Here is a 24,470-nt window from a genome sequence, read left to right on the forward strand (position 1 = left end):
CAATCTGCAAGTTTTATTCTAATCTCAAGGCTTTTTTTCGCGCTAATAATGTCTCTCCGCTATATGCCTTAAAAGCACGTGCCAAAGCAGACTGATCTGAATATCCTAACTGCAACGCGATATCCGTCAAATGGGTTTGTTGTGAAAGTAGATATTCACAGCGTTTCATCCGTTCAAGCTCCAAAAGCCGTTTAAACGAGGTGTCTTTCTCCTTTAACTGTCGTTGCAAGGTTCTGACTGACAGATGTAACTCCTCTGCTAACCACTCTATTTTAGGGGCTTGCTGCTGTAATTTGAGATAATCTGCTATGCATTGTTGCATCTGTTGAATTGGATCTGCATGTTGCGGACGAGCGGCTATCGCCTCTTCGGCCTGACGTAATAACAATTGCATCAGTGACGGATCAGCAAGTTCTGACTTTAAATCCAAACTGTCTGCATGAATCACAAATGAATATTTAAGGGTCGAAAATTCCATTTGGCAACCATAAAACTTTTCATAGTGATAACGTGCCATCCGCGGCGCATGGGCAAAATGAATGCGGAGTAACTTTAAAGAATCTGGAAAAATTTGCTTGGCCAAATGTGCCATACAGGCCATGGTCAATTCATTCACCAACGCATACTCATCATCATGCTGAGGCCAAGACAGTATAATTTGATGATCTTGATGGCTCATATTCATAGGCACAATTTGCGCGCCATCAATCACCAAACGACTAAACCGCATCACATATTGCAAAGCATCTGCTACGCTATTACTCAGTGTCGCCATATAGCCTAACACCCCAAAATGCTCTGCACGAATATACTTGGCCATTTCAAAAACCAATTGCGGGCAATCCAGATGCTGCTGAGTCAGTTGCATGATGGTATTAAAAAAAGAATTCGGCGATTGAGAGTCGATCGGCAAAGACAGCACATGCTGAATTTGCGCAGCATACGGCGCAATCCATTCGAGCTGTGTATAGTTTAATTCACGCTCAATTAAGACCATATTCCATAGTTGGAAGTAACCATTTGGGATCTGAATTTCAGCCATCACGCCCCTCTTTCTGACCTGCCAATTCTGACATTTTATATTTTCATCATGGCGTAAAATGTATAAAAATTGGCAATATCTGTCAAAACAAAGTGCAATTTCTCCGACATACTGCAATCAATACGACTCGCACAGAAAAAATATCATGAATGCTATCGTCAAATATCAAGTCGAACCTATTGTTCGCACAAAGCTTAATTTTAAGTTAGAAGAAATCCCGCGCTATTGGTTTGGCGGGGACCCCTTTTTAACACGTATGTTTGATGCCTTGAGCCTGACCTTTCCTGATGGCGAGCGCTATTTTATTGAATCTGTACGTCTGTTCCGCAGTCAAATTCAAGACCCTGATTTACAGCAACGTGTCGCTGACTTTATTCGTCAAGAAGCGCAGCACGGTATGGCGCATGACAAAATGAATATGTTGATGAAACAACAAGGCATGCCTGTCGATGCGTTCATTAAACGCTTAAATAAAATTTTTAAATTTGAACTGAGCAAGCGCTCACCTGAATACAACATTGCCATGACGGCTTCTGCCGAGCATTTGACCGCGCTGATGGCTGAAACGTTCTGTAGCCAAAAGTCCGTACTAGAATCTGCGCATCCTTATGTCCGTGCATTATTTATTTGGCATGCGATAGAAGAAATGGAACATCGCGATGTGGCTTTTGATGTGATGAAAGATGTGGCGAAGGTCGATGAAAATTTAAAGAAATTCACTCTGGTCTGGACCAGTGGATTGATGCTCGGCTTTACCTTATACCGTGCCAATGTGATGCTGAAACATGACGGCTTCAGTTTCACTGAACGTTTAAAATTAAATATGAAAGGCTTACCGTGGTTCTTTGGTAAAAATGGCACCCTCACCCGTATGAGCAAACCATATCGAGATTGGTTTAAAAAAGACTTCCATCCGAGTCAGCATCCCATTGTGCAAAATTATGATCTTTGGTTAAAAACTTATGAAGAAACCAATGATCCAATTCAAGCTGCAGAAGTGTTTTGGCAAGCTGCAAAATAAAAATTGAATAAAAAAAGCCGCATCGATTGCGGCTTTTTTATAGGCTTAGACTTACCATTTGGCATAGTGCTGCTCAAGTAAACCATATTCATTTAAGAATACTATTTCTTCGCCATCACGTTGAATTGTACCGCTAATTTTTGCCTGCCATTGACTGAACTGACTACCGACCAATCTTAAATTCAGGTTTTCATAGCGTCGCCAACCTGTGGTGACGATCAAATTTAAGCTGTTGTCTAATGAGCTAATATTCCATTGATTATCGCCTTGCTGTTGAAACAACACATCAGACATGGCATACAGATGTCCATTGACCCACAGACAATTTTCATTACCAAAGCTTTCATTTACCCCAGAGGCAAGATTGATCCCAACGCGTCGATTTTGACTGTCCCAAAAGTTACACGATAACCAAAACCATGCGGTTTCAGGACGAAGAAAACCACAGGTATCATCTAAAGACACCAATGTTCGGTCATGAAATTGAATGGTCTTGCCTTGCTTATTGATAAAAAAACCTTCACAGCCCAACGTCGTCAATTTTTGAGTATAGGTCCAACCATTAATTCCTGTAGGGCTACACATACTCAGCGGATCAGTCCCCGCACAAAACACTCGAGCGCTCAGTTTGAGTTCGCCATGTTTTGACATTTGAATGTATCGCACACCATTGGCATGCTGAATGTCTAGTTGAATCCCAGACTTAATAAAATGACTTTGATTAAATAAAGGTTGTTCATCTAAAACGGTATTACGTGACAGGAAATTAATCGAATTCCATTCCAACACTTCATTCGTAATATGGTCATACACATAGACAAAACCGTGCCCCGCCCACGCGATATCGGCAATCGCTAGACCAATCGTATAATGATCATGCTGAATACAACAAAATTTAAATTTTTTATATTTTAAACGCTTACGCCAACCTTGAAGTCGTTTTCCATACGGTGTCTTATATTCATACTTACTTAAATCGATGCGATTGGGAAGTTCACTAAAACGCCCATAATGCGGCTGTCCATTCGGCCGTATTAAATCCATATACGCCATTCCATTGAGGTTTAAGGTCTAAATCCTGAATGTTATTATGCCTATTATTTAACGCCTGAAAAGACAATCCATCTGATTTCAGGCGAATATCACAAAAAAATATAAAAGCTGACATTTCAGCTCTTAATCATCACAAATGTTCATTTATTAAGATGTAATCATTTTTCCATGAATTTTGCTGGCTATGCGGCGTTTCAACCAATTCGATATAGCGCCCATAGACATGATCAATCGCAATACAATCATCAACATCTAGAGTTCGATCGGTATGTTGTTTTTGCCAATGTGACTCAAAAAAAGCCTTGCCCCGTTGTTTCGCGACACTAGCGTTTTGTCCTGTCACCAAAACATAACGATGTAATTCACCAAATTCGCGGGCATCATATCCCCCGAGATTAATCAGCCATAATTTTTCATCTTCAGCTCGGGGCGCGGCATCACAAAATTGGATACGATAATGCCGATTTTCAGTGCTGACTGTATGTACCTGTGCCCAAGCATCAATATGTAAGCCTTTTTGCTCACCAAACCATGCCGTTCTCAGTTGTGGATAAACCTCTTCTAATGCGTTACCCACTGCAAGAATGACATCATGCACTTCGATATTTGCTCTTGGATGGCGTCCGCCGAGCATCACCATAAATAAACTGGACACAATCTCCCCCTATTTTTGACTTCAACTGCCCACATAGGGCTGAAGTAATTTCAACAAAATCACGCCGCCTAAAGAGAGTACTGCATTGTTGACGAAATGAATGAGTAAGACATGCCAAATATTTCTCGTCCACAAATAGATGAGGTTGAGAAATAGACCTGCAACCATAAAACTGATGGTCGCAATCAAATCGCCATCGAAATTATGATAATGAATCAAGCCAAATAAAATTGAGTTCAGTAATACCAATATCAATCGCCACAGCCAAGGCTGTATAAATAGCTTTTGTAGCAAGGTATAGCGGAAAATAATATCTTCGAGCAATGCGGTAAATAATGGCCCAAGGCTGATGATCAGCAAGCTAAAAAACGCAATCGTATTGGGATCAATGGTCGATTCTTTTTCAATGTTCTCACCAACGGGCAACAGACTGCGTGTAAAAGAAATCACTACTTGTAAAGCGACTGCACCAACAACCACCAACAGACTTGAGCGCCAAAAGGCCTGCTTATACTTTTGCCAGTGCGTATATAGCATCGTTTTATAGAGCCAACACACGGCAATAAATAAAATACCGCGAAAGATCGAATCACCCAAAGCAACCTGAGCTGAAACACCAAAAAATTGGTCTAAGACATAACTGTTGAGCAAGATCAGCGGAAGAATACACAGCGCAAAAGTATCACGCCATTGCCAAAAAATATGGGTTGGAAAGGATTCTGCACGAACCAATTGGGTAAATGTCATTGTTATAAAGTCTTTCTAAAGCAATAAAATTTCCACAGTATTGTGATTTATTTCACACTTTTATTCTGCATCTATTTTATAGTGATTTGCCTCAATAAAACTTACTGCCAAAAAAATCGCGCGAAATGACTTCTGCGCGATTTGATATTTCAGAATATATAACCTCTCCCAAACCCTCTCCTTAAAGGAGAGGGCTTAAAGGAATTTACATCTCAACCATTTCCACACCATCAATGCGGGCAACGGTCATTAAGTCTTTATCACCACGGCCTGAAACCGTCGCAATAATGATTTGGTCTTTGTCCATCGTCGGCGCAAGTTTCGTCACATAAGCCATGGCATGTGAGCTTTCTAACGCAGGGATAATACCTTCAATATGCGTTAAATCACGGAAGCCTTGCAACGCTTCAGTATCATTGATCGGCACATATTCAACACGGTGCATATCTTTCAAGAAACTGTGTTCTGGTCCTACACCAGGGTAATCCAAACCTGCTGAAATTGAATGTGTTTCAATGATCTGACCTTGATCATCTGACATCAGGTAAGTACGGTTACCGTGAAGTACACCGACATGCCCTGCATTGAGTGGTGCAGAGTGTTTGCCTGTTTCAATGCCGTAGCCTGCAGCTTCGACACCGTACATTTTCACATCTTCATCATTTAAGAATGGGTAGAACAAGCCCATTGCATTTGAACCGCCGCCCACACATGCAACAAGCGCATCCGGTAAACGGCCTGCTTGTTCCTGAATTTGTTTACGCGCCTCACGACCAATGATTGATTGGAAATCACGAACCAATTGCGGATATGGATGCGGGCCTGCAACTGTACCAATCACGTAATAAGTAGAATCTACGTTTGTGACCCAGTCACGCATCGCTTCGTTCATAGCATCTTTCAATGTTTTTGAACCGCTTTCTACAGGCACAACAGTCGCACCGAGTAAACGCATACGGTACACGTTCATCGCTTGACGTTTTACGTCTTCTGCACCCATGAACACCACGCATTCAAGGCCTAAACGTGCTGCAATCGTTGCCGTTGCTACACCGTGCTGACCTGCACCTGTTTCGGCAATAATACGTTTTTTACCTGAAAGTTTAGCCAGCAAAGCCTGACCAATCGTGTTATTCACTTTATGTGAGCCTGTATGGTTCAGGTCTTCACGTTTTAAGTAAATTTGCGCACCACCCAACTCTTTCGACCATCGCTCAGCATAATACAAAGGACTTGGACGACCGACGTAATACGCCAAGTCACGGTCGAATTCTGCCAAAAACTGTGCATCATCTTTCATACGGAAATAGAGTTTTTCTAAGTCCTCAAGTGCTGCCATAAGAGTTTCTGACACAAAACGCCCGCCATGAATACCAAAATGCCCTTGTGCGTCAGGGAATTGGGTATAGTCAATCTTATTTTGCTGATCCACGATGGACTCCTTGCATAAAGCGTTCTATGAGTTGTTGGTCTTTAATACCTTTTGCCGATTCTACACCACCGCTCACATCTACGGCGTAAGCGCCAGTGGTTTGAATCGCTTCTTCAATATTGTCAGGCTTTAAACCGCCCGCCAAAATTAAAGGAATATCGAGTTTTGGGAACTGTGCCCAGTCAAAGCTATGCCCTGTACCGCCTTTCAGCTTAGGATGCCATGCATCTAACAGTACGGCGCTTGCCCCTGCCTGCTGAAAAGCTTGGATTTCTGCAATCACATCCAATTCAGGTTTCATTTGAATGGCTTTATACCAACGGCGTCCAACGGACTTCGCAATCGTTTGGCACTGTTCAGGGCTTTCATCGCCATGAAACTGCAGGATGTCTACAGGTGAAATTTTTAAAATAGCCTGTATGTCCACAGCCGACGCATTCACAAATAAACCCACGGTCTGCACGTACGGCGGCACATGCTGAATCAGTTCAGCGGCCTGCACTGCCGTTACACTGCGCGGGCTGGGCGCAAAGAATACAAATCCGATCGCATCTGCACCAGCTTGGACGACAGACTGAATATCTTGAGTACGTGTAATTCCGCAGATTTTGGCACGGGTTCGCATGTTGTTTTGGCTCTGACTCCGCCCTATTCATAGCCTATCTATGAATATAAAGGCGAATCATTGTAATGCAATTTTCATGCATTGCGTGGATTTTCAGCATGATTCCACTGCAAAAATAAAAAGCCCTGAATGTTCAGGGCTTTTTGAATTATTGAATCGATTATTTCATCGCATAACGTAAAGTTACCCAAGCAGTACGGCCATCTTGGTTATATAAAGTGCTATTGCTGTAGTTTGTCGAATATTCTTTATCAAACATATTGGCAAGCTTGGCTTGAACACTGAATTCAGGCGTTGCGTGATAAGTTACTCGCGTATCTACTGTGGCAAAAGAACCCAACTCATCAGTATTTGCAGCATTGGTATAACGCTTATCTTCGGCATGAACTGAAGCGCCGACAGTCCATTTATCCATCGTATAATCAGCTGATGCATTAAAGATTTGCTTTGGCTTTAAGACCAACTGCTTGCCATGAAGTCCTGCTGTCTCGTTTTCAGGTTCTTGATATGTATAATTCACATTCCAAACAAAATCATTTAATTGCTGAGTGAATGATAATTCAGCACCTTTAATTTTTGCATTATCTATATTGCTTGGAACATAGTTCCCCGTTGCATTTGGTGCCCATGCGATCATATTTTCAATTTCATTATAGAAACCGTTTAGCTCCCATTGAACATTGCTGATCACACCTTTGAACCCAATTTCATAGTTTTCAGATTCTTCTGGCACTAATGTAGGATTTTCACTTCCTGGCCAATACAAATCATTGAATGTCGGGGCTTTAAATGCGGTGCCATAACTGACATAACTTTGTACAGTATCATTAAAGCGATATCCCAAAGTCGCACTACCAGTCGTATGGTTGCCAAATTGTTCGTTATCATCCTGACGAACTGCACCTTGCACATCAAAGCTGCCAAATGAACCTAGATATTGTGCAAAGTAAGCTTTGTTATCCCGCTCTTTAACGGCATAAGCTTTCGTACCTGACACTTCATCATTCTGGTAATCAAAACCAAGCATCAAGGTATTTTGCTTATTAAAGTTCAGTGTATTCAGCCATGATAAGCTATCACGCTGTGTGTTAATGACCGATGGATTTGCATCACGACTATCTAATTTATCTTCAGAACGCCCTAACTTTAACCCTGTAGTCCACACATCAAATGGCTTGTAGGTTGCACCAATACTGTAAACATTTTGCTCGATTTTACTATGCACATTGTTTGCATCAATATAAGGAGAACCCCAGTCATCCCTATTATCGTATTCATTCTCACCATCAACGACTAAGACACTTGCATCAACATTAAATTGATCATTGAATTTATGCCCCATACGTAAAGATGCAGACTTATTTTCGTAGCCGTCTTTATCTAAATCATTGGCTTCATTAATATTTGTCGCGTCGATGCCTTGGGTTTTGGTGCCAGCTAAACTCAAGGTTGCCCAAGTATTGTCATGTTTAACATTTAAACCAACATTGCTCTGATATGTTTCATGAGAACCATAGGTAAAAGATGCAAAAGGCTTCACCCCATTTTGCGTACCTTTACGGGTAAAGATTTGAATCACACCACTAATGGCTTCTGAACCATATAAGCTTGAACGCGGACCGCGTAAAACTTCTACACGTTCAATTTGATCAATTGGGAAGTGTTCAAAAGCAGTTTCACCAAGCGTTGCTGAACCCACCTTTTGACCATCCACCAAGACCAATGCATGACGATTACCCGTACCGCGAATTGAAACACTTGTAACTTTACCTAAACCGCCAGTATTGCTATACGTTACGCCCGGCACTGTACGAAGCAATTCTTGTAAAGAAGTAAATTGCTTACGTTCAATTTCTTCACGGTCAATTACAGTCACTGCTGCCAAAGTTTTTTGTGTGTCTTGCTCAACAATATTGGCAACCGTGTTGGTAATCACTGGAAGCTGATGAACTTGGTCTTCTGCCATGGCCGCAGAAAGTGGAGATAAAACAAAAAGCGACCCGAGTAGAGTCTTAGAGAAAGAATGCATGCTGTATTCCCCGATCGCACCGCCCGTGCGAATTAAAAGTTGGATAACGCGAGGCGGTTTTGGGGTAAGCGATAGCTTGCCATTTTTCAGACAAAAGCATGCAATCCCGCTATAACGCCCGCCGCATTATGAATAGGTCTGCATCAGGCCGGTCTCCGGACTTACGTTATAAATAACGATTCACCGTTGCGGGGGCAGTGTCAGATAACAACAGCTCTATACTGCTGGACTGACTTCCCAGTTTCACTTCTCAATTAAGGAAGCACCTGAAGCATGGGCAGATTAGTTTCTGCCCCACAGCAAGTCAAGCTGAATATGCAGCAACCCTAAAATGCCCGATAGATTTGATTGTTCGATAAATCGGAGTTCTCTATACTTAAACCATTCACAACAGTTGGCATGGGAAGTTTCTACAACACTGCCCCCGCAACGGTGCGCAAGCGAAACCTTGCCAGTCCGATACCTGCTCACTGTGTTCTATCACTCAATCATTTACGTGGGGTAAATGTATGGAGCATCGCATGTCAACTTTAGCTCGCCCTACAGCACTCGCTACAGGCATTGCTGCCGCTTGGGCTTTTTCTACATCTTGTATTGCAAATGAATCGCGCATTGCTCAACCAACAATGGATACCATTGTGGTGACTGCAACACGCTCACAAGAAAAATTAGAAAATGTGCCAGCACGTATTTCCATTATTGATGAGTCGCTCATAGATCAATCACCAATTGCATCATTTCCACATTTATTAATGAGTGATGCTTCTATCAATATGGTGCAGCTGGGTGGCTATGGACAACAAGCTTCATTTTTTTTACGTGGCACAGAGTCAGACCACACTTTGGTATTGCGTGACGGTGTCCGTTTAAATAATGATGCCAGCGGTTTAGCGCCAAATAATTTTATAGATACCACAGACATTAAGCAGATTGAGGCTTTAAAAGGCCCAGCATCTGTCCTTTATGGCACCAATGCCATTGGTGGTGTGGTACAAATCATTAGCAAAACCCCTGAAAAAAATGCAGCTTTTATCAGCGCTGAAATAGGTGAAAATCAAACCTATAAAAGTACTATCGGGGTAGACCTAGCCAAGCAAGGTTTTTATGCGCAAATTCGTGGACAGCGTTTAGAAACCGACGGCACATTGATTCATGAACATGAAAATGCCAGAGCTTCTAGCTTTAATCAAAAAGGCGTGTCTGCCAAATTTGGCTATGAAGAAACACGCTTTGGCACTTCATTGGATTATTCTGAAAACCAAGGTAATGCTCAATATGAGCAATACAGCTGGAATTCACTGCAATATGAGCAAAAGTCGCAAGATTTTAAAAATCAAATTGCAACCCTGAAGTCACGCTTCAACCCCACAGATCAGCTGACCCTGAATGCTCGCGTGTCTTATTTTAAAGATGAGTTGGAACAGCTCAAAATCTTTGAACAGACCCATTATGAATCCACTGAATATGAACTGACCGCAAAACAGCAAATGACGCCGTCTCAGAACATCATTGCAGGCATCACCCATCGGCAGCTAGAAACATCAACGCTAAAAACTGCAGAGTCTTTTCATCAAGACTTAAACAGTACGGGTTATTATCTACAGCACCAATATCAAACTGATAAATTAAAAACTCAAGCGGGTATTCGTCGTGAAGACCATGAAAAATATGGTCAACACACGGTCGGACAAGTTGCTGCGCGTTATTTTTTCACGCCGTTGTTTAGTAGCTATGCCAATATTGGTACAGCATTTAAAGCGCCAACCATGAACGACTTATATTATGGCGACTATGCAAACCCTGACTTAAAACCCGAAGAAAGTCAATCCTATGAAATTGGGCTAGACCTACAAATGACACCACAACTAAAAACTGGTTTGTCTATCTACAGAACTGAAATTGATAACCTTATTGATTCTGATCCCAACAATAACTGGAAGTTTGCCAATATTGATGCAGTGACCATTCAAGGTTCAGAAGTCTATGTGAATTGGAGCAATGAGGCATTTTTTACAAAGGCCAGTTATAGCTACAATCAAGCAAAAAATGATAAAACAGGTTTGGATTTGAGCCGCCGCCCACTTCAAAAACTGGCATTGTCAGCTGGTTGGGCTGATGAACATTATGGGCTGTCAACAACGCTGAGTGCGAACAGCCATTCAGACAGCAGTAATTATGATGAGGATGTGATCCCTGGACATGCTCAGATTGATTTCAATAGTTATTACCAACCCAACGAGCAACTGCGCTTCTTTGCCAATATTCAAAATGTCGGCGATGTTCAATATAAAACGGCTTCTGCTGGCAATTTCGACGGCAAATTCTATTTAAATGGCGGCCGTTTGGCTTCCTTTGGCATCACAGTTAGATATTAATTTCACACTGATTTATTCAACTTTTAATCAAAAAATGGACAATTAAAATGGGCCACCGCTTAAGTAAAATTTATACCCGCACAGGCGATTCAGGTACGACAGGTCTTGGAGACGGATCACGCGTAGCCAAAGATGATTTACGTATTGAAGCCTTAGGCGATGTCGATGAACTCAATTCAAGCATTGGTATTCTGCGTTCGCACATCGCACTTAGCAGTATTGAAGACAAAGCGGCTTGGGATAAATCGCTCAGCCTGATTCAGCATTGGTTATTCGACCTTGGCGGTGAAGTCTGCATTCCAAACTTCAACTTGGTACAGCCTGTGTCGATTGAGTTTTTGGAAAATGACATTGACCGCATGAATGAAGCGCTGCCAATGCTCAAAGACTTTATCCTGCCATCAGGAACATTGGTGTGCAGCTTTACCCACCAAGCCCGTGCAGTCTGTCGTCGCGCAGAACGCCGTTTAATGGCAGTACATAATCGCGACCAAAACATTCAAGCACCTTCATTGCAGCTGTTAAACCGTCTATCAGACTGGTTATTTGTCGCATCAAGAACTTTACAGCGCGCTGAAGGCGGTTCTGAAGTACTTTGGCAAAAGAATATTAACGACACGATTGATCAATAAGTATTGGATCAAAACATTGCTCAAATCCTTTGACCAATTAAAAGTCTATTTTACATTGAAATAAATCGAAACATTTCGTCCGATCATTCTTGTATTTCAGGATGATCGGATCAAAATAACAGTGTCATCTCCCTGTCATGCTTACAGGACACTATGTTTTTATCTTTCAATTTTGCAGGCCCTTTATGCGCATAATCGGACACCGTGGCGCTCGTGGCGAAGCACCTGAAAACACCCTTGGCGGTTTTCAATATATTCAAGATTTAGGGATTCGTGCTGTCGAATTTGACGTTCGGCAATTGAAAGATCGTGCGCTAGTGATTATGCATGATGACCAATTTATGCGAACGGCAGGTCAAGATAAACATCTATATGAATGTAGTTCACAAGAGTTAGAACCCTATAACCATGCCGTTACTTGGTCAGAATGGAATAAAGTTGAACCGACGCCACTGCTCGAACAAACACTTAAAATTATTCATAACTTCGATCATATTGAAGTTGAAGTGAAAGCGGTGAAGACACAAGCTGAAGCAGAAGCGTTAACCGAAACATTAGAACAACAGCTTCAAGGGTTCGAACATTCCGCTGTGATTACCAGTTTTGACCCTAAAATTCATCTTGCTTTGCAACAGAAAAAATCTGGCTTCAAACGCGGGCTTTTGGTTGAAACGGACGTAAAATTTAAAGCGATTGAACAAGCACTCGAATTGGGTTGTACTCAAATCGGTTGGATGAACCAACTCGCCAATTCAGACATTATTCAGGCCACACAGCAGGCAAAATTAAATGTGAGCGTGTGGACTGTCAACGATGTTGATCGTGCTAAACAGCTTAAAGATTGGGGCATTAACGGTTTAATTACCGACTATCCTAAATTAATGATGCAGCATTTTTAATGCTGCTTTATTCCCCTAGTTTTATGTAATTCAGTCTTCGATCAACACGTGGCTTTTTCAACTGGCCTATTTTCGTTCTAAAACCAACACGGTTTGACCCCGACTGTTTTGCATCGTCATCTGTTTCGCTTGAATTTGAAACCGTGTTGCGGATTGCAATGCATCTGAAAGTTCAGCCTCTTGAGCCAAAGCCGAATCACAACTGAAATAGCCTGCTCGCGCATTCAAATCAATGCTGTGTTTTAAGGTATCAATCACATAAGTGCCACTGATGTTATTACATCCTGTATTACCTTGAATTTGTCGAAATTGTGAACTGAACTGCAAATAAGGTTGATGATGAAAGAACTTGGCTTTTTGCCCTGCAATTTGCACAATCTCCCATGGAATATCTTGTATCCCATCATTTACGCGAATGACTTTTAATGGCTGCTCAACGCTGTTGCCATGTGACTTTTCCTGTGATTTCCCTTGTGACTTTGTAGTCACCTTCTGCGTCGGAGAACTTTGACAAGCCATGAGTCCCAGACAACTGATCAGAAAGCCGCCCCAGATACAGTGTTTGACCAAAAGCTGCGGATTATTTTGACGATTTTGCTGTTTTTTTAGCATCTTTTTTACCCCACAAAAAGTCAAATAACTTCAGTCGTATTATGTTACTGTTTAGAACAATACAACTGTACAATAACAGTGGTGAAAACGGGTTTTCCCGTGCTACTATTCTGTACGTTTAAAATCCCTTAAAAAATTAATGGGATTAGTCCTATCTATACCTCCCAAGGTTTCAGGAGTGCTGTTGGAGATGAATGCTCCCCTACCCAAAGCCCCAATGAACTGGATTGCTATTTTTGCATTGGTGTTTTTACCTATTGTCGCAGTTATTGCAATTCCGTTATATGCCATTAATCATGATTTTAGTGCCGCTGCTTGGATCAGTATGTTTGTTTTACTGGGTGTCAGCAGTTTAGGTATTACCGCAGGTTATCACCGCTTATGGGCACACCGTGCTTATGAAGCAACCTTGCCTTTAAAAATCATTTTAATGCTCATGGGTACTTTTGCTGTTCAGAACAGTATTTTGTTCTGGGCTTCAGGTCACCGTACACATCACCGTCATGTAGACGATATTGACCAAGATCCATACTCGATTAATCGTGGTTTCTGGTATGCCCATATCGGGTGGATGCTTCGTGATTATCCAGCAGCAGAACCGAACTACAAAAACGCACCTGATCTGTTAAAAGATAAAGTCGTTTTGTTTCAAGATAAATACTACATTCCATTGGTGATTGCTGTACATGCAGCGATTTTAGTACCAATTGGTTGGGCTGTAGGCGATATGTGGGGCGTTCTATTATTGGGCGGTTTAATGCGTCTAATCTTGAGCCACCATGTGACGTTCTTTATTAACTCACTGTGCCACATGTGGGGTAAACGTCCATATACTGACGAAAATACCGCGCGTGATAACTTCTGGTTAGCTATTGCTACTTGGGGTGAGGGTTATCATAACTATCACCATATTTTCCAATACGACTACCGTAATGGTGTGAAATGGTGGCAATACGATCCAACAAAATGGTTAATTTGGAGCTGCTCTAAATTAGGCCTTGCCAAAAATTTACGCCGTATTCCTAGCTTTAATATTAAAAAAGCTGAGTTGGCTATGAAGTTCAAGTATGCGGAACAAGACCTTGCGATCTATGGTCTCAACATGACCGATGATATTGCGACCGCTAAGCAACGTATTTCTCAAGAATATGATGCGTTTTCGCAAACTTTGAATGACTGGGCAAAATTAAAAGAACAGGAAATTCAAGCGAAGAAAACAGCAGTTGCTGAAAAAATTCATCAGATGGATGACAAACTCAAACTTGAATTCCTACAAGTTGAACAGCGTTTGTCACAGCACCGTGAAGCATTGAATCAATTGATGCGTAATTTGAAAAAGAAAACTGCTTAATTCTTTTAAGCCTCTCAAATGATAAAGCCTCCCTTGTGGAGGCTTTATTGATTTTAAGCTACAGTTTTTCTATCTGGTCTTTGCTATAGTTTAAACATAATTTGAATTTTTAAAGATCATTATGCTGTTCAATGCCCGCTATAACACCCTGCCACCTCGCCTGTACCATCATCAGCAACCTGTTCCTCTAAAAGGCGCAAAAGCAGGGCATTTTAATGCCGCACTTGCTGATGAGTTGCAATGGTCAGAAGCAGATAAACAAGCTTGGGTAGACATCTGCAGCGGTCAAAAAACCTTTGCTGAATTTGAACCTTTGGCCATGGTCTATGCAGGTCACCAATTTGGACAATGGGCCGGCCAATTGGGCGATGGACGCGGCTTATTGATTGGGCAAATCATCGATAAACATGGGCAAACCATTGACCTGCACCTTAAAGGCGCCGGCTCTACGCCTTATTCACGCATGGGCGATGGACGTGCAGTGCTGCGCTCGACCATTCGTGAATATTTGGCAGGACATGCGCTGAACAACCTAGGCGTTGCATCCAGCAATGCGGTGGGTTTTACCAGTTCTGAGCAAGGTGTACAGCGCGAAAAACTCGAGCTCGGCGCGATGATGCTGCGTACATCTGACTGTCATATCCGATTGGGACATTTTGAATGGATCAATCAATATCAGGGTGATTTACTACCTGAATTCACGCAGAAATGCATCGAATGGCACTACCCTGAATGCTTGGATGCCGAACAACCGATTTTAGCTTTTGCCACTCAAGTCATTCAGCGTACCGCAGTGATGATTGCCAAATGGCAATTGGTTGGATTTGCGCATGGCGTAATGAATACTGACAATCTGAATATTACTGGCTCAACGCTAGATTTTGGTCCTTATGGATTTATGGAGCGCTTCCGCCCCAATTGGATCAATAACCATTCGGACTACCAAGGCCGCTATACCTATCAACAGCAGCCAAGTATCGGGCATTGGAATCTCTGGCAATGGCTGAATAATCTCGTTCCGCTCTGCCCTGCTGACTATGACAAAGAACAGTGGAAAGACGATCTAGCCAAATGCTTAGAGCATTTTGAACTGACCTTCTTGGAACATTATAAATTGGGCTTAGCTCAGAAAATGGGCCTGCCGAGTTTCCATAAAGGCAGCTTCGACTGCGCTATGGCCTTTTTGCGTATTCTGCAAAGTGAGCAGCTGGATTACACGCAAAGTTTTATCCGTCTGCAAAATCATGAATATGAAGCCATTAAAGATGACTGCTTAGACCGCCGTGCCTTTGAAAGTTTCTTGGCACAATATGAAAGCATCCGTGCGCATCAGGACACCGATGCTTTAGATGCTGAAATGGCACAGGCCAATCCGCAATATATCTTGCGCAACCATATGGCTCAAAAGGCGATTGAACTTGCTGAACGTAATGATTTTTTAGAAGTAGAGCGTTTGTTTACATTGCTCAGTCGGCCCTTTAGCAAACAGCCTGAACTGGAAACAACAGAAGATTTAGGACCTTTACCAAGTGATGTGCCTGAAGTGATGGTTAGCTGCTCGTCTTAAACATTTATCCACAAATCCACATTTCACTCGGGTCATAATTGTGGATAATTTAAACATTATCCACAATTCAGAAATCGATGGACTGTGAAAGCACTTCATCCTCTAAAAAATAATGACAAGAAAAAATATCACGATCTTAAGTTTCGCTACCCTCTTCTGTATTGCGGTAGCCTACTTTGCCTATCAAAAATTTGAAAAATATCTACCTACACCTGCCAATGCACTGGTCTTTCCACCTGAATTAAGTGATTTGCAAATTCAAAAAATTCGCAAAGAAACGCCGATCGACAATATTCAGGTACATAAAGCTCAGCGTTATTTGGAATTAAAACATCAGGATCAAGTCATTCGGCGTTACCCGATGCGTCTGGGTTTTCAACCGCTAGGACATAAAGTTCAAGAAGGTGATGGCAAAACGCCTGAAGGCAGCTATATGATTGATTGGCGCAATCCGCAAAGTTCATTTTATAAGTCTTTGCATATCTCTTACCCCAATGCGACTGATAAACAGAAGGCTAAAGATTTAGGGGTTTCTGCAGGTGGTGACATTATGATTCATGGTTCAGCGACCAGTTTGCAGATGAAAGCTGCTCCTCAGCTCATGACGTATTTTCCACAAAAAGATTGGACTTGGGGCTGTATTGCAGTGCGTAATATTGATATGGATGAAATTTGGCAATTGGTAAATAATGATACCGTTATTCATATTCATCCTTAGGCTTTAACGCTCAGGCTTATTTTGGTTATCTCTTATGATTGCATTACATGCTGTAGCTGCTAAGACGGCCTTAGCCCTGCCTGAAACCACATGCAGTCAGCCTTTTGGTGAAGGCTGTGATGTGTTTAAGGTGATGGATAAGGTTTTTATGCTGAGTTTTCATTTAGAAGGCAAAGCAGCGATCAACTTAAAAGTGCTGCCAGACAATGGCGCGATGCTGAAGGATATTTATCCCTTTATCCGTGCAGGCTGGCATATGAATAAACAGCATTGGATTTCTGTTTTTACAGATGACGCACTGGAAGATGAGCTGCTGCAGGATTTGGTGCTGAATTCTTATGAATTAGTTGTATCGAAGTTAAATAAAGGACAGCGGCAAAGGATTGAGTTGCTGAGGAGTGTTTAGATAACACTTCCCTTACAATCAGGTTAATTTTAAGAATTTCGTATAATCGCCTTATGTTAAATGAAACTAAAATCAGTTACTTTCTTGAGACGGTGGAGCAGAGTTCCATGTGCCTAATAAGCGCCAAATTGCACTATCTATTTCTTGCCATCTATCCCAATTATTCAAGTTCATTTCCCATTGAACCCAGATACCTCCATATTTATTGGGCTCATAACTTTCTCCTCGAATTTGAATAAATCGATTATCTGCCGTATTTTCTAAAGCAATTACATCTAATAAAATACCGGTAACATCATATTTTTTGGATTTTCCATAACAACCATAGAAATTATCAGCTACTTTTTTTTTGTAACAGGTCAAACCATATTTTTCAAATTTTGAATTTTCTTTAAAAAATTCTTTTCGTTGCGAAAATGTCTTATAGGTATCTAAATTTTGCTTTCGCATATCCATGGTAAGACCTTCTATCCGAACTCTCACTTGATCATCATGATCAGGTAAATAACCATCGGTTGCTTGAAAATCCGAATTGCTTAATTTTAAATCAAACTGTAATTGTCGATTCGAATCAGGCATAGGCAAACTGTTCGCTTCTCCTTGCATAATTGTTGGAAATTTTTCAGGAACATAATTTATGGGAAATTGCCCTAAATAATGTTCTCGAGCGGGTCTATAAAACTCATAATCAAATTGATCTGGTATATGTTTTCTGCGTGGTCCAAGTTTAGCTTTTACAATAAGTTGTGGATTTTGTTTCCATGTCACTATTTCCCCCTCTTGAGGAATATCCTTTGATGTACACCCAATAAGTAACAGTGCATACATGGAAAGAATCCAATATCCTTTTATTAGCATTATTTGACTCTTATAAATATTAAGATTCCAAAAAATTAGAATAGTTAAATTTTCCTAAAATTAACATAATACACGTTATACGAAATTCTTTTGTAAGCCCAAAGTAGAAATGTCCGGTTTCTCCAAAGTAAAAATGTCCGCTTTTAGAATATGCACTAGAGCGGTCTTTATATGAATGTTCTCTCAATTTTCGTACTTTGTTAGAACTTTTCAAAATCATTCTTTAGTAACAGTGAACAAAGGCTCGTCCCTAAGCCTTCATGGTATTAAACCTTCTTCGATTGCATCACTTTAAACAGCACAAACAGCAATAATATCCATAGCGGCTGCATCAGCACCGACAACATAAAACCCTGATTCCACATGATGTACAAAATCATCAGCATGAATGCTAATACAACGTAATTAGTGAACGGCGCAAATAAAGCAGGAAACTTAGTTTGTATGCCCTGCTGCTGCATCGCTTTTCTAAACTTCAGGTGAATCAAGCTGATTAACATCCAATTCAGTACCGCAGCACTCACCACGATATAAATCAAATAGCTCAATGCTTTTTCAGGCAAGAAATAATTCAGCAGCACACAGCCAAAAATCAACAAAGCTGAAAATAAAACCGCAGCAATCGGTGTCCCGTGCTTATTCACCTGTTTAAAGGCTTTTGGCGCATTGCCCTGTTCTGCCAAACCGAGCAGCATGCGGCTATTGGCATACATGCCGCTATTACAGACCGAAACGGATGCAGTCAAAATAATAAAGTTCAGCAAATGTGCCGCCCAATCAATCCCCATCTGATTAAAAATCATCACAAAAGGACTATGATCCAAACCGCCAAGTTTCAACTGATTCCACGGCACCAGCGACAGCAGTACCGCCAAGGAACAGATATAAAATAAGAACACGCGGATCACGGTCTGATTCACCGCTTTCGGGATATTTTGATCAGGATTTTCAGTTTCAGCCGCCGCCATGCTGATTAATTCAATGCCGCCAAAAGCAAACATCATAAAGGCTAGCATGTAGAATAAGCCTTCAAAACCGTGCGGGAAGAAGCCGCCATGTACCCATAAATTACTAATCGAAGCGGTAGAGTCTGCGCCAGCTGTAAGTAGCAGATATATACCAAAAATAATCATGGCAACAATCGCCACAACTTTAATCATCGACAGCCAAAATTCAGATTCTGCATACAGTTTGACATTGGCTAAATTGGCTAGCGTAATCACAGCAAAAAACACCAAAACTGAAACCCAAGCAGGCACATGCGGCCACCAGTAATTGACATATTTGCCTATCGCGGTCAGCTCGGTCATCACTACTAAAATATACAGAATCCAGTAGTTCCAGCCCGTTAAAAAGCCCGCAAATTTGCCCCAATACTTAAAAGCAAAATGACTGAATGAACCTGTGACTGGCTCTTGCACGATCATCTCGCCCAGCTGGCGCATAATCAGAAAAGCAATCAAACCACCAATCAAATAGCCCAGAATTATCGATGGTCCAGCCGACTCAATAATATGCGCAGAGCCTAAAAATAGCCCTGTCCCGATTGCGCCACCCATTGCAATCAGCTGAATATGGCGGTTCTTTAATCGGCGCTGCAGTTGAGGCATTTCGCTGCTCACAACACGTCTCATCTTATAAAAAAGTGGATTGTAGCCTGTGCAGCTCTTTGCAGCCAAATATTCGCAGTTTATTTCTGTATGAATCATTATGGAATACAGCGTGTGAGCTGCATTACTCCATAGCACTTGGTAATTTATAGTGCTTGACAATACAGGCCATATGATTCCATTACAACATCCGAAATCTTTAGCCGCCAGTGTGCTGAAGTGGCTGAATATATTGCCCTTTCAAATATAAACAGCTCTCAATTGAGAGCTGTTTTTAGCATTCACCACGCTTGATGGTTGATTGATCGCGAATGCAGTACGCCTAAACCTATTCTAACCATTCATACTGCGGCACCATGTAAATCGTTATTTACGCTGTGGAACATCCGCCCAACGTGCATAACTATTCGTGCTTTTCAGCACAGCGCCCGCTTGTTTTGCAGCGACGCCAGTATAGTCCTGAGAGAAACTATCTGAATTTTCATCAAAACTCGCTCCATCAAATAATGGGAAAGTTCCGGCTTTTTTCTGAATCACCACATCATCAATCATCCATCCGCGGAAACCGTTATAAAGTTGATCGACCGTTTTGAATTGGAATTTCAGTTGAACATTGGCCTTGCCTGCATATTCATCCAATGAAATTGCTTCTTGCTGAACAGCAGCCGGCGCGAGGTTAAAGCCTAAATTACTGTATGGAATCGGCGCGCGCTCATATGCAGAGGACGGATCTGCCAGCGGGTTTAATCGAGCCAAGGTCTTAAAGCTGTTGCCACCGTCGGTAGAAACTAAAATATTCATCAAATCGAACCCTTGATTATTTGGATTGACCGACTCAATTTCCCACCATGTTTTAAAGCTTAAACTCAAAGGCGCTTGATACTGGCTTAGATTAATGGCAGGTGAGATTAACTCACCCATATTATGGGTATTAGATGTTCCGCCATCAAACTCTGGAGCCAAAGATGAATCACTTAAAGCGCCAATAAAGTTGCCATTTACTTTGTCGCCATACCAATATGCCGTATTACCTTGCAGTGGCTCAGGTACCTTGCCTTGACTTTGGTCATTCGGCGCTAAGCGTACACGCTGATTCACTTGATTATTACGGATGTTGTGACCTTTGTTTAGCAACTGCCAATCAACATTGGCCACACTTGGCTGCGACCTTGTCCATGCATTGCGGGTTGCAGAGTCTACTTCAAAAGTTTCACGCCATACCACATCTGCAGATGCTGTTTCGGGCAGCACTTCAAATTGATAGCCCGATGCAGAAGAAGCAATGACCGTAACTTTTTTCGTAATAGCATTAATTCCTGCACCGTTAATGGTGAGCGTGGCATTTTTCAATGCTTCAAGCAGCGCACTGGATACATTAAATGAAAGCGTGAAATATCCATTGGCATCAGTCAAAGCACTAACAAATGCGCCATTGGTCGCTGTACCGCCAGACAATGACACTTGCGCATTCGCCAAAGGCTTCCCTTTAAAAATCACTTGACCAGACAATGTTCCGACCACTGCATCATTGACTGGTGCATCACTTAGTGTCTGACAGTCTTGGTCTAAGCAGTTGAGAACCACATTCAACACAATGCTCTTATTGGTATTTTTAGGATGGATCAAGAATGCCGAAACTGCAGACTGTCCATTTTTAGTGACCAAAACATAATATGTGCCTGCAGCCAATTTAGGCAGTTTAACGATGCCTTGGGCATTGGCAAGATAACTTTGACCTTTAAAATGAGCCTCTGTCGGTAAACTATTGATCGGTGGAAATAGCTGCTCAGAATCATCCGCTGTGATTGTATTTGTTGCTATTTTCAGACTGCCTGCTTGTACTTTTTGCCATTCTTCATCACTTAAAATCTGAATCGACGCAGCATTTAAAGCAAGATTATTCACATCTAATAAAGTCAGCTCTTCTACGCTTTTTTGAACCATAGCATCGGCAACTGCCTCTGGCGGTACACTCCCTGTCTCGTCACGATCATTACCGCCACACGCCGTTAAACCCAAGACACCTGTGACCATTATTATTTTTGCAAATGCGCTATTTTTCATCTGTTCTGCCCTCTGGCTTTTCCATTTTTAAAAATTGTTATCTCAACATTGAACTCTACCAGCCCAAACATACTGGTGAATATTCCAGCAAAATAATAACCAATTTTCATTAAATGCGCAAATTTCGCATTTTTATGTGATTTTTATCATTCATCCAATTGCCATTGTTTTGCTGTTAAGGGATGCCCATTCCTTCAAAAATGGAATACTAATAAATATCTAATACTGATAAAAACTTTAAAAAATAAAAAATTTACGATATAAATAAAAAAGGTTATAGATAAATTCAAACTTATCCATAACCGAACAATTTAAATTCCATTATGACAATGCAAAGCTTTTTTTAATACATATCAATACGGTTAAATAAAACAACTGCTTAAAACTTTACACATTCTAAAGAAGCTAATCTGTTTACAGTCGCTGGTCCAACAGCACTTACCATAGATATTGCGCATATATTTGCGCGCCCATACGTTTTGCTTGGTTGGTATTGAATGAATCTGCTATGTATTTAAAACCAAAGTTTTCATGTTTGACGGAAAGGCCAAACGAATTGGTTTGGGGTTCAAAATGGATTCCCCACATTAGCCCTGTATTCCAATATGCATTGAGCTGCCAAAGACTTATATACTCATTTGAGATTGAACTGAGTCCTAAACTCCAAGCCTGCTCTGAGTCATAATTTAAATCCGAATAAATTTTAAATGGCAGCTTTTGCGCATAGGTCTTATCTTTATCAAACTCTCCCTGAATATCAAACCGTGGACGCTTATCTTGATCATAGCTGATGTTATATCGTGTGTATGGAGCATCTTGCCAATATAAATATGCCAATGCATCCTGAATATTAATTTTTAAATTCCAATTTTTTGCAATAGCACCTCTTAAAGTCGCATCTAGGGCATAGCCATACCCGCTATGCGCCTGCTCATTCCAGCCCATTTTATCTTCTTTCAAAGCAGGATGATCATAACTGTAATCTATGCTCCCATTCAGCCATTTGACGCGGTCCATAAGTTCTTGCTGATCTGTCGTTACCCCTAGCGCATTAATATGACCATCAATATAATGACGCCCAATTAACGCGGTTATACCCGTTTCTAAATTCCAATTCGAACTAATGGGCCATGTATAGGCAGCCCGAGACCCAACAGTATCAATATGCTGTGCTTCAAGCCTCAAGTCATACGTTGAGTTTGCATCGATAGGCAGTTCATTCTGTATTTGATAATAAAGCTTTGCTGTATCCTCACTGAAATTGAGCGCATAGTCATATCGCCAGATCCAGCTAAAATCCCAATTACCCTGCTTTACGCCCAATTGCATTAAACCATGAGCAAATGCATTTTTTCCTGATTTAAACTTAGAATCATCCCAATCATCTGTAAATGCATGAATCGCTAACGGTTCACTATAAACATCTGCTTGCACTTGATAATAGATAGCCTCTTGTGCATAGCTATAAAACGGGAGCGATAATCCCAATAATACTAATTTTTTTTTCAACATAGAAAAAAGGGGGAACATCGTTACCCCCTCTCCTTAATTCATTATTATGGTGCAATCATTAGCACAGTGTTATCGGTAAATTTCGCAGAATAAATGCTATTCGATACTCTATTGATCGTACCGTAGCTAACAGTACCGACTTTAATATCAGCAGAACTGAATTGATCTAAATCTGGAATTTCTACAAATGCACCATTCGCATGAGATACTCTTGACCAGATAATTGGAGATTGCGCGATCAGATTGTCAGTTTTTACATCTATATTTAATGTATTTTGATCAACTGTAACTTTAAGATTTGCTATCCCTTTTTGGTAATCATTCCTTTTAGCGTTAAGCAGTAAACTGAATGGCTTCACAGCAGCCCCCCCACCTTTTACGTTACCAGAGAGATTAACTGTCAAATCTGCATTAATAAATGCAGCCGCAGATTCGCCTTGGGTAATATCAAAGGTTTTAGTCAGATCATTTTTTAGCTTAATATTTGCATCTAAGCCTAAGTTTTCTGCTCCGCTTAAAGCCTCACCTTTCAAAATAATTTCATATGGAATAATTTGATTAAATGTTTCAGTACCATTTTTGAATTTAACTCGAGCAGCTTTGCTTGAAAGTTCAGTTAAATTCAGCTTCGCGTTCTGAGTTGTTAACAAAACATTTAAAAATTTAAAAATTTAAATTGTGCCGTAACCGGAGCATTTTCACTTTCTGAGTCTTCCAGCTTGATATCTGTATCATAAACAACTTGAGCGGTACTGTTGCTATTAAACCCTAAGCTTGATTCTAATCCATCCGCATTTTTAGCTGTGATTTTACCGCCTGAAACTATTTTAAAATCATGCTGTTTTGCAGATGCTGTGAATGGCGCATCCAACTTTAAATTGCTTACAGTAATCAAAACCGCATCGCTAAAAACATCTTTTCCAGTAAAAGTACTGCTATCCCATATATAGTCCATCCAATATTTAGCCGATACACTTCCATTAACAGAAACTGAAGTCGGTGTTACGCTGATTTTAAGACCATTTTTGCTCAAAATATAATCTGGATAATATATCCCCCCATAGGTCGCATCATCCTCTAAAAGTGCCTCTAATTCTGCAGCGGTATAGTCTTTTGTGGAACCTTGAGCATCTTTCTGCGCCAATGAAGCTAAAGTAATGATGAGATCAGAAGCATTACTAATATCATTTCCTGCATTACTTACAGCATCAAATGCAGGCTCATACTGAGACTGCAAACCTTTAAAACTGTCAAAATAGGCA

The 24,470-nt window shown here is 41.1% G+C and carries 22 protein-coding genes and 1 riboswitch; of the genes, 8 read left to right on the top strand and 14 right to left on the bottom strand.

Going from position 1 to position 24,470, the window contains the following annotated elements:
- Positions 1-13: 13 nt before the first annotated feature.
- Positions 14-1,042: an AraC family transcriptional regulator gene (locus FTU77_RS11515; RefSeq protein WP_180027141.1), complete on the bottom strand. Its 1,029-nt coding sequence runs from the start codon at positions 1,040-1,042 to the stop codon at positions 14-16.
- A gap of 145 nt (positions 1,043-1,187) precedes the next feature.
- Between FTU77_RS11515 and FTU77_RS11520 the strand changes: the two genes are divergently transcribed.
- The gene (locus tag FTU77_RS11520; RefSeq protein WP_078191325.1) at positions 1,188-2,063 is read left to right on the top strand and encodes a metal-dependent hydrolase; all 876 of its coding nucleotides are present in this window, start codon (positions 1,188-1,190) and stop codon (positions 2,061-2,063) included.
- Between the two features lie 51 nt (positions 2,064-2,114).
- Here FTU77_RS11520 and FTU77_RS11525 read toward each other — a convergent pair whose 3' ends face one another.
- The 6 genes from FTU77_RS11525 to FTU77_RS11550 form a co-directional block, all read right to left on the bottom strand.
- Positions 2,115-3,107, bottom strand: a complete 993-nt coding sequence (locus tag FTU77_RS11525; RefSeq protein ID WP_180011760.1) for a DUF2804 domain-containing protein — start codon at positions 3,105-3,107, stop codon at positions 2,115-2,117.
- Between the two features lie 139 nt (positions 3,108-3,246).
- Positions 3,247-3,771 (bottom strand): DUF1543 domain-containing protein, encoded by a 525-nt coding sequence (locus FTU77_RS11530; protein WP_180055840.1) that lies wholly within the window; start codon positions 3,769-3,771, stop codon positions 3,247-3,249.
- A gap of 21 nt (positions 3,772-3,792) precedes the next feature.
- On the bottom strand, positions 3,793-4,518 hold the full coding sequence (locus tag FTU77_RS11535; RefSeq protein WP_180055841.1) for a CPBP family intramembrane glutamic endopeptidase: 726 nt from the start codon (positions 4,516-4,518) through the stop codon (positions 3,793-3,795).
- A 205-nt stretch (positions 4,519-4,723) separates the two neighbouring features.
- Positions 4,724-5,950, bottom strand: a complete 1,227-nt coding sequence (gene trpB, locus FTU77_RS11540) for a tryptophan synthase subunit beta (RefSeq protein WP_180055842.1) — start codon at positions 5,948-5,950, stop codon at positions 4,724-4,726.
- Positions 5,934-6,575, bottom strand: a complete 642-nt coding sequence (locus FTU77_RS11545; RefSeq protein ID WP_180055843.1) for a phosphoribosylanthranilate isomerase — start codon at positions 6,573-6,575, stop codon at positions 5,934-5,936. Before FTU77_RS11545 ends, trpB begins: the two co-directional genes overlap by 17 nt.
- 160 nt (positions 6,576-6,735) lie before the next feature.
- The gene (locus FTU77_RS11550) at positions 6,736-8,604 is read right to left on the bottom strand and encodes a TonB-dependent receptor domain-containing protein (RefSeq protein ID WP_180055844.1); all 1,869 of its coding nucleotides are present in this window, start codon (positions 8,602-8,604) and stop codon (positions 6,736-6,738) included.
- Positions 8,605-8,732: 128 nt separating this feature from the next.
- Positions 8,733-8,889: riboswitch (cobalamin riboswitch) on the bottom strand.
- 236 nt (positions 8,890-9,125) lie between these two features.
- Here FTU77_RS11550 and FTU77_RS11555 point away from each other — a divergent pair.
- The 3 genes from FTU77_RS11555 to FTU77_RS11565 all read left to right on the top strand — a co-directional run bounded on the left by FTU77_RS11555 (position 9,126) and on the right by FTU77_RS11565 (position 12,510).
- Positions 9,126-10,979 carry a TonB-dependent receptor domain-containing protein gene (locus tag FTU77_RS11555; RefSeq protein ID WP_180055845.1) on the top strand — a complete coding sequence of 618 codons (1,854 nt, stop codon included), beginning with the start codon at positions 9,126-9,128 and terminating at the stop codon, positions 10,977-10,979.
- Between the two features lie 47 nt (positions 10,980-11,026).
- Positions 11,027-11,611: a cob(I)yrinic acid a,c-diamide adenosyltransferase gene (locus FTU77_RS11560; protein WP_180055846.1), complete on the top strand. Its 585-nt coding sequence runs from the start codon at positions 11,027-11,029 to the stop codon at positions 11,609-11,611.
- Between the two features lie 185 nt (positions 11,612-11,796).
- Positions 11,797-12,510 (top strand): glycerophosphodiester phosphodiesterase, encoded by a 714-nt coding sequence (locus FTU77_RS11565; protein ID WP_180055847.1) that lies wholly within the window; start codon positions 11,797-11,799, stop codon positions 12,508-12,510.
- Between the two features lie 66 nt (positions 12,511-12,576).
- Here FTU77_RS11565 and FTU77_RS11570 read toward each other — a convergent pair whose 3' ends face one another.
- Positions 12,577-13,122: an META domain-containing protein gene (locus FTU77_RS11570; protein WP_180055848.1), complete on the bottom strand. Its 546-nt coding sequence runs from the start codon at positions 13,120-13,122 to the stop codon at positions 12,577-12,579.
- A gap of 190 nt (positions 13,123-13,312) precedes the next feature.
- Between FTU77_RS11570 and FTU77_RS11575 the strand changes: the two genes are divergently transcribed.
- The 4 genes from FTU77_RS11575 to FTU77_RS11590 all read left to right on the top strand — a co-directional run bounded on the left by FTU77_RS11575 (position 13,313) and on the right by FTU77_RS11590 (position 17,164).
- Positions 13,313-14,473: an acyl-CoA desaturase gene (locus FTU77_RS11575; RefSeq protein WP_180055849.1), complete on the top strand. Its 1,161-nt coding sequence runs from the start codon at positions 13,313-13,315 to the stop codon at positions 14,471-14,473.
- A 121-nt stretch (positions 14,474-14,594) separates the two neighbouring features.
- Complete coding sequence (locus FTU77_RS11580) at positions 14,595-16,040, top strand: YdiU family protein (RefSeq protein ID WP_180055850.1); 1,446 nt, start codon at positions 14,595-14,597, stop codon at positions 16,038-16,040.
- Between the two features lie 112 nt (positions 16,041-16,152).
- The gene (locus tag FTU77_RS11585) at positions 16,153-16,758 is read left to right on the top strand and encodes a murein L,D-transpeptidase family protein (RefSeq protein ID WP_180009088.1); all 606 of its coding nucleotides are present in this window, start codon (positions 16,153-16,155) and stop codon (positions 16,756-16,758) included.
- Between the two features lie 34 nt (positions 16,759-16,792).
- Positions 16,793-17,164 (top strand): MmcQ/YjbR family DNA-binding protein, encoded by a 372-nt coding sequence (locus FTU77_RS11590; RefSeq protein ID WP_218947310.1) that lies wholly within the window; start codon positions 16,793-16,795, stop codon positions 17,162-17,164.
- A gap of 72 nt (positions 17,165-17,236) precedes the next feature.
- On the opposite strand, the gene FTU77_RS11595 is transcribed toward FTU77_RS11590, so the two are convergent.
- The 6 genes from FTU77_RS11595 to FTU77_RS16045 form a co-directional block, all read right to left on the bottom strand.
- Positions 17,237-17,992 carry a hypothetical protein gene (locus tag FTU77_RS11595; protein WP_180009091.1) on the bottom strand — a complete coding sequence of 252 codons (756 nt, stop codon included), beginning with the start codon at positions 17,990-17,992 and terminating at the stop codon, positions 17,237-17,239.
- Positions 17,993-18,288: 296 nt separating this feature from the next.
- Positions 18,289-19,644: an amino acid permease gene (locus FTU77_RS11600; RefSeq protein WP_180055851.1), complete on the bottom strand. Its 1,356-nt coding sequence runs from the start codon at positions 19,642-19,644 to the stop codon at positions 18,289-18,291.
- A gap of 354 nt (positions 19,645-19,998) precedes the next feature.
- Positions 19,999-21,696 (bottom strand): carboxypeptidase regulatory-like domain-containing protein, encoded by a 1,698-nt coding sequence (locus FTU77_RS11605; RefSeq protein WP_180055852.1) that lies wholly within the window; start codon positions 21,694-21,696, stop codon positions 19,999-20,001.
- A gap of 438 nt (positions 21,697-22,134) precedes the next feature.
- Complete coding sequence (locus FTU77_RS11610) at positions 22,135-23,226, bottom strand: hypothetical protein (protein WP_233945001.1); 1,092 nt, start codon at positions 23,224-23,226, stop codon at positions 22,135-22,137.
- Between the two features lie 26 nt (positions 23,227-23,252).
- Entirely contained in the window at positions 23,253-23,858 is a 606-nt protein-coding gene (locus FTU77_RS16040) for a hypothetical protein (protein WP_257222205.1), read from the bottom strand.
- A gap of 5 nt (positions 23,859-23,863) precedes the next feature.
- On the bottom strand, positions 23,864-24,445 hold the full coding sequence (locus FTU77_RS16045) for a hypothetical protein (protein WP_257222206.1): 582 nt from the start codon (positions 24,443-24,445) through the stop codon (positions 23,864-23,866).
- Between the last annotated feature and the right edge of the window lie 25 nt (positions 24,446-24,470).

The organism is Acinetobacter sp. YH12142, from assembly GCF_013418435.1.
Taxonomy (GTDB): Bacteria; Pseudomonadota; Gammaproteobacteria; order Pseudomonadales; family Moraxellaceae; genus Acinetobacter; species Acinetobacter amyesii.

Bases quoted from the DNA above. Each gene is read 5' to 3' on its own strand.
- FTU77_RS11515 (WP_180027141.1), bottom strand. From the start codon at position 1,042: ATGGCTGAAATTCAGATCCCAAATGGTTACTTCCAACTATGGAATATG.
- FTU77_RS11520 (WP_078191325.1), top strand. From the start codon at position 1,188: ATGAATGCTATCGTCAAATATCAAGTCGAACCTATTGTTCGCACAAAG.
- FTU77_RS11525 (WP_180011760.1), bottom strand. From the start codon at position 3,107: ATGGATTTAATACGGCCGAATGGACAGCCGCATTATGGGCGTTTTAGT.
- FTU77_RS11535 (WP_180055841.1), bottom strand. From the start codon at position 4,518: ATGACATTTACCCAATTGGTTCGTGCAGAATCCTTTCCAACCCATATT.
- FTU77_RS11545 (WP_180055843.1), bottom strand. From the start codon at position 6,575: ATGCGAACCCGTGCCAAAATCTGCGGAATTACACGTACTCAAGATATT.
- FTU77_RS11550 (WP_180055844.1), bottom strand. From the start codon at position 8,604: ATGCATTCTTTCTCTAAGACTCTACTCGGGTCGCTTTTTGTTTTATCT.
- FTU77_RS11555 (WP_180055845.1), top strand. From the start codon at position 9,126: ATGTCAACTTTAGCTCGCCCTACAGCACTCGCTACAGGCATTGCTGCC.
- FTU77_RS11560 (WP_180055846.1), top strand. From the start codon at position 11,027: ATGGGCCACCGCTTAAGTAAAATTTATACCCGCACAGGCGATTCAGGT.
- FTU77_RS11565 (WP_180055847.1), top strand. From the start codon at position 11,797: ATGCGCATAATCGGACACCGTGGCGCTCGTGGCGAAGCACCTGAAAAC.
- FTU77_RS11570 (WP_180055848.1), bottom strand. From the start codon at position 13,122: ATGCTAAAAAAACAGCAAAATCGTCAAAATAATCCGCAGCTTTTGGTC.
- FTU77_RS11575 (WP_180055849.1), top strand. From the start codon at position 13,313: ATGAATGCTCCCCTACCCAAAGCCCCAATGAACTGGATTGCTATTTTT.
- FTU77_RS11580 (WP_180055850.1), top strand. From the start codon at position 14,595: ATGCTGTTCAATGCCCGCTATAACACCCTGCCACCTCGCCTGTACCAT.
- FTU77_RS11585 (WP_180009088.1), top strand. From the start codon at position 16,153: ATGACAAGAAAAAATATCACGATCTTAAGTTTCGCTACCCTCTTCTGT.
- FTU77_RS11590 (WP_218947310.1), top strand. From the start codon at position 16,793: ATGATTGCATTACATGCTGTAGCTGCTAAGACGGCCTTAGCCCTGCCT.
- FTU77_RS11595 (WP_180009091.1), bottom strand. From the start codon at position 17,992: ATGTATGCACTGTTACTTATTGGGTGTACATCAAAGGATATTCCTCAA.
- FTU77_RS11605 (WP_180055852.1), bottom strand. From the start codon at position 21,696: ATGAAAAATAGCGCATTTGCAAAAATAATAATGGTCACAGGTGTCTTG.
- FTU77_RS11610 (WP_233945001.1), bottom strand. From the start codon at position 23,226: ATGTTCCCCCTTTTTTCTATGTTGAAAAAAAAATTAGTATTATTGGGA.